Consider the following 13,493-nt stretch of genomic DNA (forward strand, 5'->3'; position numbering starts at 1 on the left):
TCCGTTTCGTTCTCTGGGTGCGGCTCGTCCACGAAGGGACGGCCGCGCCCCTCTTACGCCTGCTTTGTCGAAGCCGCCACTGCGGCGCGCCTTGCGTCTGCGCGGCCTGCCTCGAGCACCTTCTGCTCGCTCTCCACGAAGTCCCGCGCCCCCTGCCGGATGGCCCGGGCCTTCTTGATGCCGAGGCCGGTCCGGATCGCCAGCCGGTCCTCGTCCTCGCGGAGAATGTCCTCCACCGTCTTGTAGCCCGCCTCTTCGAGGAGGCCCACGGTCCGATCGCCGACGCCGCGGATGAACATCAAACGCTCGCGATCCGTAAGCGGCTCCGTCCGCTGGCTCGCAGCCCGGATACGCTCCTGACGCAGCCGCTCCATCGTCGTGTCGGCCTGCGCCTTGATCCGCTCGGCCACCTCGGCGCCGCCGAGCCCGGGGATCGCCGCGAGCTCCTCCGCGGCCGCCTCGCTGACCTCCTCGAGCGCTCGGAAGCCGAGCCGGTACATCGACTTCGCGATCGACTCGGACACGCCGTCGATCTGCTGGAGCGCGTGGATCGCCTCCTCCTCCATCTGCTTGAACTTGGACTCGCTGATGATGTCGAGCTTCCAGTTCGTGAGCTGCGCGGCGAGCCGGACGTTCTGGCCCTTCCTGCCGATCGCGAGCGAGAGCTTCTCGTCCGGCACGACGAGCTCCATGCGCCCGTCCGCCTCGTCGACGATGACCTTGTGCACCTCGGCCGGCTGGATCGCGGCGATGACGTACCGCGCCGGATCCCGATCGAACGGCACGATGTCGATCTTTTCGCCACGCAGCTCCTGCACGACCGCCTGTACGCGCGAGCCCTTCATGCCGACACACGCGCCCACCGGATCGACGTCCGCGTCGCGCGAGGTCACCGCGATCTTCGATCGCGCGCCCGGCTCGCGGGCGACCGAGACGATGCGCACGATGCCCTCGTAGATCTCGGGCACTTCGGCCTCGAAGAGTTTTTCCACGAGGCGCGGATCGGACCGAGACAAGATCACCTGCGGCCCGCGCGCCTCGCGATCGATGTCCTTCACGTAGGCGACGATGCGATCACCCGGCCGGTACGTCTCGCGCGGCGTCTGCTCGCGGAACGGCAAGATCCCTTCGGTCTTGCCGATGTCGACGATGATGTTGTTGCCCTTCTCGAAGCGGCGAACGATGCCCCGGATGAGCTCGCCCTTCCGGTCCTTGTACTCGTTGAAGATGAGGTCGCGCTCAGCGTCGCGGACGCGCTGCAAGAGCACCTGCTTCGCCGTCTGCGCGGCGATGCGACCGAACGTCGTGCGCCCGGCCTTGAGCTTCAGGATGTCCCCGAACTCCTTGTCCTGCTCGCGCGCCTTCTCCGCGTCCTCGGGACGCCAGAAGACCTGAAAACCGAGCTCCTCGCCGAGCGTCGCGTCGAGCTTGTGCTTCTCCACGTCGGCGAGCGAAATCTCGCGTTCGGGCTCGGCCACGTCCTCGACGACGGTCATGTACTGGAAGAGATCGACCTGGCCGTTGTCCTCGTTGAACCGCGCCTCGAGCTCACGGGTCGGTCCGAAGACGCTCTGGGCCGCCTTCAAGATCGCCGCCTCGATCGTCTCGACGAGGATCTTCCGGTCGATGCCCTTCTCCTTCGCGACCTGCTCGAGGATCGCCCCGAGGCTCGTATCCACGGTGGGCGTCGCTCCCATCGTTGCCATGGCTGCTCGCTCTCCTGATCTCAACTACCGGTTACCGCTTTGCTTCGACTTGCCCGCACGCGTGCTCTTCTTCTGCTTCTTCGGCTGCGTCACGAGCTCGAACACGAGACGCGCCTCCACGACATCCGCGAAAGGCGCTTCGATCCGCTTGCCGTCGACGATGACGGCGATCTTGTCGTCCGGCGCCTCCGCGAGCTCGCCGCGCAGGAGGCTCTGGCCGTCGGGCGCCGGCCGGGCGAGCTTCACACGCACCAATTTGCTGCGGAATCGCCGGAAATCCGAAAGGCTCTTCAAGCGCCGCTCGAGCCCTGGGGAGGACACCTCGAGGCTGTAGTGATGCGGGATCACGTCGTCCTCCGCGTCGAGCGCCGTCGAGGCGTCCCGCGAAACGTCGGCGCAGTCGTCGAGTGATACGCCGCCGGCCGGATCCGACGAGTCCTGCAGGCCCTCGCGCTCGATCGTCAGGCGCAAGGTCCACGTCCCCTGGTCGGTGAACCACTCGACATCCACGAGCACCACGCCGTGGCTCGAAAGCACGGGGCCAACGGCCGCACGGATGCGTTCGAAATCGATGGTCTTGTTGCTGGTTTGCTCGTTCGACGCTTGCTGCATGCCTGAGAGGACGGGCGCGAGGCCCCGCGCGGCGGAGGACCGTCTTCGCCCCGGGCGATCGCCGTGCGAAGGCCCACGCGAAAAAAAAAGAGCCGATTCCCAAACTTGGGAATCCGGCTCCGCGGATCCGCCTAGTTTTGTCGGGGTGACTCTAAACGAACCTGGGCGGATACGCAAGGGGGCATGGACGCCCACCGCGCAGGAGCAAAAAGCCCAGGAAAATCCGCTGGAAAGCGGCCTTCCGGTCGGGCAGGCGTGACCTCGCTAGGCGAGGTTCGGCAACGATACCACGTCCACGTGCAGGACCTCGTCGAACGCGGCGATTTCTTTCATGCAGGCATCACTCGGCCGTCCAGAGACGCGCATCTTCGTACACGTCGCGAGCGCGCCGTCGAAGACGGTGTTCGAGATCTCCTCGATGTTGATGCCGTGACGCTTGAGCACGCTCAGCGTGTTCGCCAAGACGCCCACTTTGTCGAGCATGCGAATCACGACCACGTAACGAGCGGGCGAGGTGGCGCAGATGTTCACCACGTTCGGCACGGTCTCCTCGGTCATGAAGGCGCGAATGATGCGCGCGGTCTCCATGGCGATCGCCCGCTGCGCCTGCTCGGTCGACGCGCCGATGTGCGGCGTCCCGTACACGAGGCCCCGGCCGAAGATGCGAGGCTCGATCGTGCCCGTGCCGCGATCGGGCTCGTTCGGGAACACGTCGAGGCCAACGCGCAATCCCTTCTTCGCGATCGCGTCTTCGAGCGCCTCGTAGTCCATCACCTCGCTGCGCGCGGTGTTCACCACGATGGCCCCGTCCGGCAGCGCCTCGAGCACGTTGCGACCAACGATGCCGCGCGTCCGGCTGTCGAGCGGCAGGTGAATCGTGAGCACGTGCGAGCGCGCCGCGAGCTCTTCGAGGCTGCGGGCGAACCCGACATCGAGTCGCTGCGCCTTGTTCTGCGAGAGCGAGCGCGACCAGGCATGCGGCTCGAGGCCAAAGCCACGCGCGCGATGCAGGACCTCGCGACCGACCGCGCCGAGCCCCGCGACGCCGATGCGTCGACCGTAGAGCCCTTCCGCTTGCGCGTAGCGGGTCTTCTCCCATTTGCCCGCGCGCAGATCCGTCGTGGCGTCGACGATGCGTCGATCGAGCGCAACCACGAGGCCCATCGTCAGCTCGGCGACGGCGATCGCGTTCTTGCCGGGACAGTTTGCGACGTACACGCCACGCGCGCTCGCTGCGGCGACGTCGATCGTGTTCACACCGGCGCCCGCGCGTACGATGAGGTTGAGCTGGCGACCCGCCTCGATGGCGCGCGCCGTCACCTCGGTCGAACGAACGACGAGGATCCCGATGCCCTCGAGGGCCGCGGGTAACGTCTCCTTGGTAAGCTCCGGGCGGGAAATGATCTCGACACCCAGGATGCGGAGCTCCTCGAGCGCTTGGGTGTCCATCTTGTCGGCGATCAAGAGGCGCATGCGAGGGCGAACGGTAGCAGAAAAGGCAGCGCGGTTGTTCGTCCTCGTGGCGTCGATCGGTTTCGCTGGGTGCACCTCGGACCACCGGGTCTCACCCTGGGGAGGCGGAGAAATGCCCCCCCTCACGGCGTTCGCTGCGCCGCCCGACATCGAGGTCAAACTCTCCGCGATCGACGAGGAGACGAGGGCCCTCGGCCTGCAGAAAACGTCGGAGATCCGCGCCAAGCTGCCGCGCGGGGGCGGCGACGTGGTCGTCCGGGGCTACGAAAGCGTGGACATCCTCGGAAGAAAGATCTTCGCCGTGCGCGCTGCCACGGTGCACGGCGTGGTGCTCGCCGTGGGCCCGCGCGATGCAGCCGATCACGCGACGGAGCTCGTTGCCGCACTCGTCCCCGGCGCGAGCGGCGGCTACGAGGACGGCGCGTTTCGCGCGCTCACGGATCTCAACGGGGATGGAACGCTCGACGTGGTGCTGCGAGGCAGCGGCGGCACGCTCGAGGTGCACCGGATCTTCCCGACAGGATCGGCGCAATACGACGTCGAGATGACGCTCGCGCCGACGGAGGTCGCCGACGTCGACGAGGACGGACACCTCGATCTCGTGGGACGCGTGTCCATGCCGCAAGACGATCCGATCCGGCCCGCGTTCGTCGAGGTCGCGACGTTCGAGGCCGGGCGATATCGCGCGCGCTCGGAGGCCGCGATCGCCTTTCACACGCGACGCGCCGACGCGCCGCTGCGGACGCCGAAGGAGAAGGACGCGCCGGTCGATGACGTGACGCGCGTCCGCCGCGCGCTGGAGCAAGCGTGGCACGCGATCCACGCAGGTCGCGCGCGCGGGGCCATCATGGAGGCGCTCGAGAAGGAGCCGGTCCCGGCATCCCTTCGGGCGTCGTTCGACGCGCACGTCGCGCGGATCCGATCGGCCCTTTCCGCGCAGCGCTAGAAGTCGAAGTCGGTCGTGCGCAGCGGGATCTGCGGCATCTGGAACGCCTGCTGGAACGTGACGACGAACTGACCCGGCCACGGGCCCTCGGGGGCGAACGCGCGCGTCAGGGGAAACCCCCAGTCGACACGCATGACGGAGCGATCGAGCTGCGGGAAGACGGCGCGCACGCCCACGCCGACCGAGTGCTTGATGCGCATCTCGTCAAACCCGTCGAACGCGTCGCCGGCATCGAAGAACGCGACGGGGCCGAGCTGGAACGAGAAGAGCTGGAAGGGGCGCGCGCGGTACTCGAGGTTGTACGTGAGCACGTCCGAGCCGATGTACGCGAGCGTCGTGTAGCCACGCAGCCGCGTGTCGCCGCCGAGCACGGAGCGCCGGTTCATGTAGTTGCGGAAGCGACGAAGGATACGCGCGTCGAGGACGAGCCGGCCGATGCCCGTGCGCGGAGTCTGGATGCGCGCGCCGGCTTCGAGCGAGGCGTCGGCGATGCGGTCGGGCTGCGCCTCGACGATGCCCTCGGCGAAGATACGCGCGATGCCGTCCCCCATCGGCGCCGTGTAGCTCGCCGATGCCGTGGCGCCGAAGAAATCGCGGCTCGATCCGATCCCGGCAAAGACGGGATAGACGCGCAGGAGGAGGTCGTGGCCGAGCCGGATGTCCTCCTGCAAGCCGAGCGTGTTGAAGTCGAGCACGCGCATGAAGCGCGTGGAGTAGGCGCGGATCTGAGCGAAGGGGCCGATGCGCGTGTCGCTGCGCGGCACGGCGAAGTCGACGAACTCGCGCGCGGCGTCGGGCGCATACCGAGCGAGATCGTCCTGCCGGTAGACGCGGCGGGTCGCCTCGACGCCCACGCTGATGTCGTGCTTCGTGCGACGACCGAAGGATCGCGTGAGTGTGTACGAGCCCGCGAGCACGTCGGCGCGGTAGCGGAACGGGATCGCGTCGTCCTGCTCGGTGGACTTCGCGTCGAAGGTGGCGAGGCGGCCGCCGACGTAACGGCGATCGATCTCGTAGCGCCACTTGATCTGCGCGATGTACGACCACTCGGCGTGGGTGGAGTAGAGAGGCTGGCCGTACTGAAACGCGCCGAAGGAGCCCTCGGGTTTGCCGCTCTCGCGGTTCCACACGACGTTGCCCTCGGCCTTGAGAAGAATGCGGCTGCCGCCGACACGCGGGATCGAGTAGCGCGCGCCGAGGGCGTACGTCTCGGGCTGGATGTACGCCTGCACGAGCGCGGAGTGGTGCGTGCCGAAGAGGTTCTCTTCGCTCGGCTGGACGAGCAGGTACTCGAAGCCACCCCGGGCGATACGAAAGCCCATGCCGACGCGCAGGCTCCAGACGTCCTTCGTGACGACGACGAGCCGCACGCGGTCGGGCTTGCTGCCGCGCACCGCGAACACGAGCACGAGCGAGAACTGCGGGATGTTGCGGAGGTTGCGCCCCGTCTCGTCGGCGAGCTCCTGCCTGTACGGCTGGCCCGGTTCGAGGAGGACCTCGCGGCGCACGACGTACTTGCGCGTCGTGGCGTGGAAGATGTTGACGAAGTTCGGGACCGGATCGCGCTGCTCGATGACGTCGAGCGTGACGATGTCGACGGCCTCGATGGTCTTGCCTTCGGGCGACTCGTCGAGCGTCTTGCCCTGCGCCGCGACGACCGCCTTGATCGTCTCGCGCTCGTACGGCGAATACGAAGGCGGCGGCAGCGCTTCGTCGCTCTCCTCGGCCGCCCCCGCGAGGGGCGAGGAGAGCGACGAAACGAGGAGCGCCGCGAGGGCTAGAGCCCGAGCTTGTCCGCGGGCGGGTACGTCGCGACGACGTTCACCTTGTAGCGGACGTACTGGTGCGGGATCGTGGGCCAGTCGGGCTTCGGCATGGCGCGCTTGACGCAGCGAAGCAGCTCCTTCGCTTTGTCGCGCTTGATGCTCGACGACTTGCCGACGAAGAGGTTCGTCTTCTTCGTGCGGAAGTCCATCTCCAGCACGAAGCTCACGGTGGTCTGCGACTTTCCGGTGGGCGCGCACGCTGTGTTCTCGCGGATGGCGCGGGCGAGGCCGTCCTCGAAGAAGGTAACGTGATCGCACCGCTCCGGTGGGGTCTTCCCGGGCCCCGGGTTCTCGCAACGAATCGTGGTGAACGGGGAAAGGGTGACTGGCGGCGGGCCCGCGTCGACGACGAACACCGGGGCGCTCGCGTCGACCGGCGTGCCTGCGTCCGCAACGGCGGCATCCGCCGAGGGGATCGAGTCGGGCCGCGGCCCGCGCCAGAGGTACAGGGGCACGGCGACGAGGATCATCCCCGCGACGAGCGCGAAAATGATCTGCATGCGCACGGGTCGCTCGCCCCCGCCGCGACCGAGGTAGCGGTAGGGGGACGGCTGCGACGGCGGGCTCGACGACAGCGGGGGCCTGATCATCGTCGGCCGATGCTCTTCACCGGGAGAACACGGGGTTAGTCGAGGAGGGTCCGGGCCGGTCGACCCGGCTCGCCCTTGACGATGGTGGCGGTGAGCTCGAGCGAATCCGGCAGCGTGCCCTGCACCTGGGAGAGGACTTGCTCGACGACGTGGCGGGCCTCTTCGAGGGAGTGGCCGACCATCGACACCACGAACTTGAGCGGCCCGGTGCGGCCGGCGACGACGGGCGTGAGGCTCAACATGAGCATCTCCGTCAGGTCGACGACGCGCTGGGCAGCCTTGCGCAGCGCGAGCATCTCGAGGATCGTCGGCCTCTCGCTCACCTGCCGGTTCGGGCCGCGCAGCTCGTAACGCGCGACCTGCACGTTCACCTCGGCCCACTCGGCGAAGAGCCCGTCCTCGTCGATGGCCTTCATGAGGTGCTCGCGCACGAGCAGACCCGTGAGGCCGTCGCGCTTCGCGAGGTACTGGCGCGCGCGCTTGTGCGAGGGCGACTCGGGGCCGAAGCTCACGAGCTTCAGGCGGCACTCGCCGACCTGGACCTCGCCGTTGTGCATGAAGGTGATCTGGCTCTTGCGCTCGAAGCCGAACTCCGCGTAGCTGCCGTTCGTGCTGCCGAGGTCCTCGATCGTCCACGAGCCCGACTGGCAGCGGAGCAACGCGTGCTGGCCGCTCACCGTCGCCTCGGGGATCACGAGATCCTGATCAGCGCGACGCCCGAGGGTCATGATCGGTTTGTCGAGGGGCAGGATCTGCCCGACGATCTCCGGCGCGTTCGTCGCGTACGTGATGAGCAGCGACTGCGCGCCGGGCGTGAACGCGGCGGTCTGGGCGCGGCCCGGCGGCGGCCCTGGCTCGAGGCGCTCGCGCGGGAGCTGGATCGGGCTCGTCGTGAGCTGCGTCGGGTTGAAGAACCGAAGGTGACGCGCCTGGGGGCGCATCGTCGGGTCTTCGTTCATGCCGCGGAAGATCTGCTTGACCTCGTCGGTCGCGAGACCCGCGGGCACGTCGAACATGATCTGCTGGCGCATCGGCCGCGCGCGCGGCTTGTAGCCCGGCTCGGGGACGCGACAGGTCCACATCTCCCAGAGCGTGAGCACCATGGCGTAGACGTCGTCGTCGACGCTGGCGCCGCCGTTGCGCAGGCGCTCGGGCGACATGTAGTTCGGCGTGCCGCCGTCCGGAGGCGCCCCGGGCCTGCGCGCCGAGGCGCGGGCGCGCTCCTGCGCGAAGCCGAAGTCGAGGATGACGGTGCGGCCTTCGCTCACCATCACGTTGCCCGGCTTGAGATCGCCGTGCACGAGCCCCTGCGCGTGGATCGCCGCGAGGCCGCTGCACACCTCCGACGCGATCTTCCGGAACTCGTCGGCGGTGTAGCCGCCTTGCGCTTTCTTCTTCCGGATGTGCGTGTGGAGGGTTTGTCCGGCGATCTTCTCCATCACGAGGATGGGTCCCCAGAGGCTCGGGGCGAGATCGAAGACCTTGCAAACGTTGGGATGGGCGACCGATCGCGCGAGCAAAAGCTCTTGCCGCAGCGCCTCGTCGTCGCCAGGCATGCGCGATTCCTCGCGCACGACCTTCAGCGCGACCTCTTGCTGCGTCGATCGGTCGAATGCGAGGAAGACCTCGCCCATGCCACCCTTGCCGAGGCTTTGTCGGATTTCGTATCGGTCGTTGATGACCGTTCCGGGAGTGATCGGGGGGGGAGGAGTTCTGTTGGTCACGACGAGAAGAGGGTCAGCCGCCTCGTTGCCCAGTGGGTCGGGACGGTGCTGGTTTCCCACAAGCGTCGTCCATCTCGGGCAAGAGCGCAACGAGTCCTTTTCAAGAACGAGTACCTTCCCGCGCGGACAAGCGTTTTCCGGGGTTTCGGGGTCGGTCCGGGCCCACCGCGCGGCCCGGGCGGCCCGTGGCCCCTCCCCTACATCCCCCCTCCCGCCGCCGTTTGTGGCCCCCCCGTGGTCGCCTCCCCACGCCCGAAAGGCCCGCGAGTGAGCGAGCGCTCCGGTCGATGAACCTCTTCTTGACTGCACGCTCGTTCATCGCCTACGCCGCCCCGTGCTGGCCCCGGGATGGAAATTCTGGGGCCCGTCGATCTCGAGCAGTGGGCGCGTTCGTGCGGCGAGTCGAGGCTCGCCGGGCGCACGCGCCGGACAACAGGGAAGCCGGTCCAACGCCGGCGCGGCCCCCGCCACTGTAGCCGGGGACGAAGGCGGAAGATCCACTGCGCGGAGAGCTCTTCCCTGGTGCGAGCCGGGGAGGCGCGAACGCGCGGGAAGGTCCGCCCGAGGACGATCCGGGAGCCAGGAAACCTGCTGCGTCGAGGCCCGACCGCGGCCTCCGGGGTGAAGCATGCGGCGCGGGGGCCCTCGCGTCCGCGTCTCTCCGTCCATGCCCACACCGGCGCCGCTCTTCGGCGGGATCGCTCGATCCCGCCCACGAGACCCGAGGGCGCGGGTGTGTCGCCCATGCGGAGACGAACATGAACGACGAATCAAAACGCTGGAAGAGCGCGCGGCTCGCGCTCGCCCTCGCGATCGGCGCGAGCTTGATGATGGTCGCGTGCAGCGACGACTCGAACGGGAGCGGCGGCAACGGCGGCACCGGTGGAAGCGGTGGCAGCGGCGGCAGCGGCGGCAGCGGCGGCGCGGGCGGTGGCGGCAGCAGCGCGTGCCTCGACCCTGCGACGTACGCGGATCTTTTCACCGTGAAGGACACGGGGTTCTGCGTCGTCGGGCTGTACGAATCCGACGTGGTCATTGGCTCGCCCTCGACGTGGGGCAGGCACGGCGGCCCGGTCGCGGTGAGCGCCGCGCCCGCGCCCGGCTCCGTGACGATCGAGCGCCTCACGCCGCCCGAGGGCGCCACGGGCAAGCTCACGATCACGAAGGCCGACGTCGACACGAAGATCCCGGCGATGACGTTCCTTGGGGCTCAAGCGATCGACCTGCCCTTCTTCGGCTGGACGGTCGTCTCGTACACGGCCTCCGATCTCACGGGCGAGATCATCCTGCTCGACGACACGACCGTCGCGACGCGTTACCCGGTGAACGGGTTCTACGCGGGCGTCGGCGTGGGCGACGGGACGCTCGGGCGGCTGATCTACACGGGGATCTCGCCCGTGAACGACGCCGCGACGAAGACGAACGCGCTCTACGCGGCGGACGCCTGCGGCACCGTAGCGTCGATGCCGAGGCTCGTGCCCGATGGCGACGCGACGTGCGGCGCGCCGATCGCAGTCGATACATTCGGCGTCGCGTCCGGACCGCTCGCCGCGGATCACGCGGGCAACGTGTTCGTGGTGATGTCGGAGGCGAGCGGTGATCAAGAAGCGCGCGGCTACGCGGCAGAGAAGGTCGCGCGGGGCACGGGGCCGACCGCTGGCGCGTCGCTCTTCAAGCTGCCGGGTTATGCGGGCAGCCTCGCCGCGATCAGCCCCGGGGCCGACGACGCCGGCGTGCTCGCGTTCCAGCCCGTCGATGGAACGACGTTCGACTCGCTCGACGTCGTCGCGCAGCGCTACCGCGTGGAAAACGGGGCCGTCGTGGCCGAGGGCACGCCCGGCGTGTTCCTCTCGGCGGCCACGGCCGGCACGTCGCTCCCCTTCTTCACGGACGACGAGGATCGGATCTGGGTGGTCGGTCAACGCGGAAGCGACACCACGGTCCTCGCGGTCGTGGCCCGCGTCCCCTGATCCCCTGCGGATCCCGTTCCAGGTGGTAGCCCGGGAGACCATGCGACCGAACGCGGCCGGCGTGGTCTCTCGGCATCTGCACGTCGGGGGGATGTATCTCCGCGACAGGGCGTGATAATCGAGGCATGACGGGGTTCCCCCATGGGAGGCGCCATGAACTTCCTCGAGCCCGACACCGATCGCGTCGTCCGCGTGAGCATCGACGCCTTCCTCGAGGGAAGGCTGCGCCCCGACGTGTCCGGCGATCGGGTCTTCGAGACGAAGAACAGCCGGTATCGCCTGAAGGCCGGCAAGCTCGTGGCCGCGACGTCGTCGCAACTCGTGGGCTCGGAGCTCGTCGGGTGGCTCGTCGACGAGGAGTCCGACAAGGCGCGTGTCTTGCCGCGCTGGTCGCCCGGCGCGCGCGCGGTCCTGCTCGTCAAGCGGCTCGGCCGGCACATCGTGGTCACCTCGGCGACGCTCATGATGGAGGTCGACGGTGTGCTCGTGGAGGGCTCCGACACGCGCCCGCTGTCCCCGGGCAAGGTGAGCACGCCTGCGATGCTCGCCGTGACTCCGCCTTCCGCGCAGGTCCCGATGATCCCCAAGGCCGCGGCCATGCCGAGCGGCGTCGGGATGGCGATCCCGCTCCCGGATCTCACCGCGGCCGACGCGCCGGCTTCCGCGCCGCGCGCGCCCATCAACCCTTCGACGCCGCCGCCGGGCCCGGGTCCTGCATCGGGGCAGGTCGTTCCGTCGACGCCGACGCCCCCTGGACGAACCTCCCTCGGCTGATCACCTGGGCCCCCTCACCGGGGCGAGTGGTCAGCACAATTGACACAAGAGCGCGCGACCGGCAGACTTTTCGCGCAACCGGAGCGTGCCTTAGGGGGCCGCCGCTCGCCGAGGATCCAAAACCCGATGGCCCAGGTTCCACATATGGGCGCGTCCCGACAAGACCAGCAGGCGGAGGGCGTCGATGACCCGAGGGGGGCCGCGCCGGATCCCCTCATCGGGATGACCATCGACGGTCGCTTCAAGATCGTCGGCGTCATCGCCCGCGGTGGCATGGGCAAGGTGTACCGGGCCGAGCAAGCGCCGCTCGGACGCATCTGCGCCCTCAAGGTCCTCTCCCCGAAGTACGAGGGCGACCGCGATCCGGAGTTCCACAAGCGCTTCTTCCTCGAAGCGTCGATCGCCGCGAAGCTCACGCACCCGAACACCGTCACCGTGTTCGATTACGGGCAGAGCGACGACATCTATTACATCGCGATGGAGTTCGTCGACGGCAAGACGCTCCACCGCGTGCTGCGCGAGGAAGGCCCGTTCCCCGAGGGCCGCACCTGCCACATCGCCCGGCAGATCTGTCGCTCGCTGCGCGAGGCGCACCAGATCGGCGTCGTGCACCGCGATCTCAAGCCGGGCAACGTGCTCCTGACGCAACACGGCGACGAACGGGACAACGTCAAGGTCCTCGACTTCGGCCTCGTCAAGGACGTGACCGGCGAGGCGGAGGACCTCACGCAGCAAGGCCTGTTCATGGGTTCGCCGAAGTACATGGCGCCCGAGCAGATCGTGGGCGCGGAGGTCTCGGGACGCACCGACATCTACTCGCTCGGCGTGATGCTCTACGAGATGCTCTGCGGCAAGGTGCCCTTCGACAAGGGCCCCGGCGTCGGCACGCTCATGGCGCACGTGAACGACCTGCCGCCGCCGATGATCCACTACAACCCGAACCTCGCGATCTCCGAGGAGATGGAGGCGATTGTCCTCCGCTGTCTCGAGAAGGATCCGCAGCGTCGCTTCGGGACCATGGACGAGCTGCTCAGCGCGCTGAAGCGTTGCGGCGGCGGCGTCGAGGAGATGATGACGGGGCCGTACCAGGCCTACGGGCAGTCCGGCGCGTTCCACCGGCCGCGAAGCCTCGACAGCTTCCCGCCCGGCGACACGACCGGCCTCTCGGGCCCGCTGCGCAGGCTTTCAAGTCCGCCCGGCGACAGCGGCCCTTCGACGTCGCTCTCGCTCTCCGGCGCGCGTCCCGCGGCGCTCGGGTTCAGCGGCCCGAACACGCTCAGCGATCCGCTCACGGCCTCGCAGCCGATGTCCCTGCCCGACCCCGACGCGCTCTCCGGCCAGAGCGGCAAGCGTCGGTTCATGTTGATCACGGGCGTCCTCGTGCTCGGCTTCGTGGGCATCATCATCACGCTCACGCAGACGCGCGGCTCCGGCGACACGACGGCGAGCAGCGCCTCGCCCGCGACGACGCCGCCGCCCACGCCCACGCAGACCACGCCGCAGGCGCCCGCGCGTCCGGGCGATCGCGTCGTGCACATCGAGAGTGATCCTTCCGGCGCGAGCGTCATGGAGGGCAGCGAGACGCTCTGCGGCGGCACGCCCTGCGACGTGACGTTCCGCGGCGCCGGCGCTGCGGCCGACGTCGTGCACAGTCTCACGCTGTCGAAGAAGGGCTACCAGTCGAAGACCATCAAGGTCACGGTCGTCGAGGAGAAGGTGAAGGTCACGCTCGACGCCACCGCGGGCGCCGTGCGCACCGCGCCCGTCACGACGACGAAGACCGGCGGGAACAAGGATCCGAACTACAAGCCGGATCCCTACAAAAGTGATCCCTACTGACGCGCGCGCTTCGCTGAAATGGCGGTGAGGCGT

10 protein-coding genes and 1 riboswitch are annotated in these 13,493 nt (G+C 68.6%); of the genes, 4 read left to right on the forward strand and 6 right to left on the reverse strand.

Going from position 1 to position 13,493, the window contains the following annotated elements:
- Positions 1-53: 53 nt before the first annotated feature.
- The 3 genes from nusA to KEG57_RS24610 form a co-directional block, all read right to left on the reverse strand.
- On the reverse strand, positions 54-1,706 hold the full coding sequence (nusA, locus tag KEG57_RS24600) for a transcription termination factor NusA (protein ID WP_272423328.1): 1,653 nt from the start codon (positions 1,704-1,706) through the stop codon (positions 54-56).
- Between the two features lie 24 nt (positions 1,707-1,730).
- Positions 1,731-2,318 (reverse strand): ribosome maturation factor RimP, encoded by a 588-nt coding sequence (gene rimP, locus KEG57_RS24605; RefSeq protein ID WP_272423327.1) that lies wholly within the window; start codon positions 2,316-2,318, stop codon positions 1,731-1,733.
- A 264-nt stretch (positions 2,319-2,582) separates the two neighbouring features.
- Positions 2,583-3,791 (reverse strand): phosphoglycerate dehydrogenase, encoded by a 1,209-nt coding sequence (locus KEG57_RS24610; protein ID WP_272458832.1) that lies wholly within the window; start codon positions 3,789-3,791, stop codon positions 2,583-2,585.
- A gap of 112 nt (positions 3,792-3,903) precedes the next feature.
- On the opposite strand from KEG57_RS24610, the gene KEG57_RS24615 reads away from it, so the two are divergent.
- On the forward strand, positions 3,904-4,737 hold the full coding sequence (locus KEG57_RS24615) for an FG-GAP repeat domain-containing protein (protein ID WP_272423325.1): 834 nt from the start codon (positions 3,904-3,906) through the stop codon (positions 4,735-4,737).
- Here the strand turns inward: KEG57_RS24615 and KEG57_RS56105 are convergent.
- Genes KEG57_RS56105 through KEG57_RS24625 form a run of 3 tightly spaced genes read right to left on the reverse strand, consistent with a single transcriptional unit; the run spans position 4,734 to position 8,937 of the window.
- Positions 4,734-6,629 (reverse strand): BamA/TamA family outer membrane protein, encoded by a 1,896-nt coding sequence (locus tag KEG57_RS56105; RefSeq protein ID WP_372518260.1) that lies wholly within the window; start codon positions 6,627-6,629, stop codon positions 4,734-4,736. The genes KEG57_RS24615 and KEG57_RS56105 overlap by 4 nt on opposite strands.
- Positions 6,515-7,153 (reverse strand): hypothetical protein, encoded by a 639-nt coding sequence (locus KEG57_RS24620; RefSeq protein ID WP_272423324.1) that lies wholly within the window; start codon positions 7,151-7,153, stop codon positions 6,515-6,517. The genes KEG57_RS56105 and KEG57_RS24620 overlap by 115 nt, the downstream gene beginning before the upstream one ends.
- Before the next feature lie 35 nt (positions 7,154-7,188).
- Positions 7,189-8,937: an FHA domain-containing serine/threonine-protein kinase gene (locus KEG57_RS24625; protein ID WP_272458833.1), complete on the reverse strand. Its 1,749-nt coding sequence runs from the start codon at positions 8,935-8,937 to the stop codon at positions 7,189-7,191.
- A 374-nt stretch (positions 8,938-9,311) separates the two neighbouring features.
- Positions 9,312-9,467, forward strand: a riboswitch (cobalamin riboswitch).
- A gap of 168 nt (positions 9,468-9,635) precedes the next feature.
- Between KEG57_RS24625 and KEG57_RS24630 the strand changes: the two genes are divergently transcribed.
- From KEG57_RS24630 to KEG57_RS24640, 3 genes are all read left to right on the forward strand, one after another.
- Complete coding sequence (locus tag KEG57_RS24630) at positions 9,636-10,847, forward strand: hypothetical protein (RefSeq protein WP_272423322.1); 1,212 nt, start codon at positions 9,636-9,638, stop codon at positions 10,845-10,847.
- A 153-nt stretch (positions 10,848-11,000) separates the two neighbouring features.
- Positions 11,001-11,621, forward strand: a complete 621-nt coding sequence (locus KEG57_RS24635) for a hypothetical protein (protein ID WP_272423321.1) — start codon at positions 11,001-11,003, stop codon at positions 11,619-11,621.
- A 222-nt stretch (positions 11,622-11,843) separates the two neighbouring features.
- The gene (locus tag KEG57_RS24640; RefSeq protein ID WP_272423320.1) at positions 11,844-13,460 is read left to right on the forward strand and encodes a serine/threonine protein kinase; all 1,617 of its coding nucleotides are present in this window, start codon (positions 11,844-11,846) and stop codon (positions 13,458-13,460) included.
- The last annotated feature ends 33 nt before the right edge of the window (positions 13,461-13,493 follow it).

The sequence above is a fragment of the Polyangium jinanense genome (assembly GCF_028435365.1).

Coding starts and splice junctions, on each gene's coding strand:
- nusA (WP_272423328.1), bottom strand. CDS start 1,706: ATGGCAACGATGGGAGCGACGCCCACCGTGGATACGAGCCTCGGGGCG.
- rimP (WP_272423327.1), bottom strand. CDS start 2,318: ATGCAGCAAGCGTCGAACGAGCAAACCAGCAACAAGACCATCGATTTC.
- KEG57_RS24610 (WP_272458832.1), bottom strand. CDS start 3,791: ATGCGCCTCTTGATCGCCGACAAGATGGACACCCAAGCGCTCGAGGAG.
- KEG57_RS24615 (WP_272423325.1), top strand. CDS start 3,904: ATGCCCCCCCTCACGGCGTTCGCTGCGCCGCCCGACATCGAGGTCAAA.
- KEG57_RS24620 (WP_272423324.1), bottom strand. CDS start 7,153: ATGATCAGGCCCCCGCTGTCGTCGAGCCCGCCGTCGCAGCCGTCCCCC.
- KEG57_RS24630 (WP_272423322.1), top strand. CDS start 9,636: ATGAACGACGAATCAAAACGCTGGAAGAGCGCGCGGCTCGCGCTCGCC.
- KEG57_RS24635 (WP_272423321.1), top strand. CDS start 11,001: ATGAACTTCCTCGAGCCCGACACCGATCGCGTCGTCCGCGTGAGCATC.
- KEG57_RS24640 (WP_272423320.1), top strand. CDS start 11,844: ATGACCATCGACGGTCGCTTCAAGATCGTCGGCGTCATCGCCCGCGGT.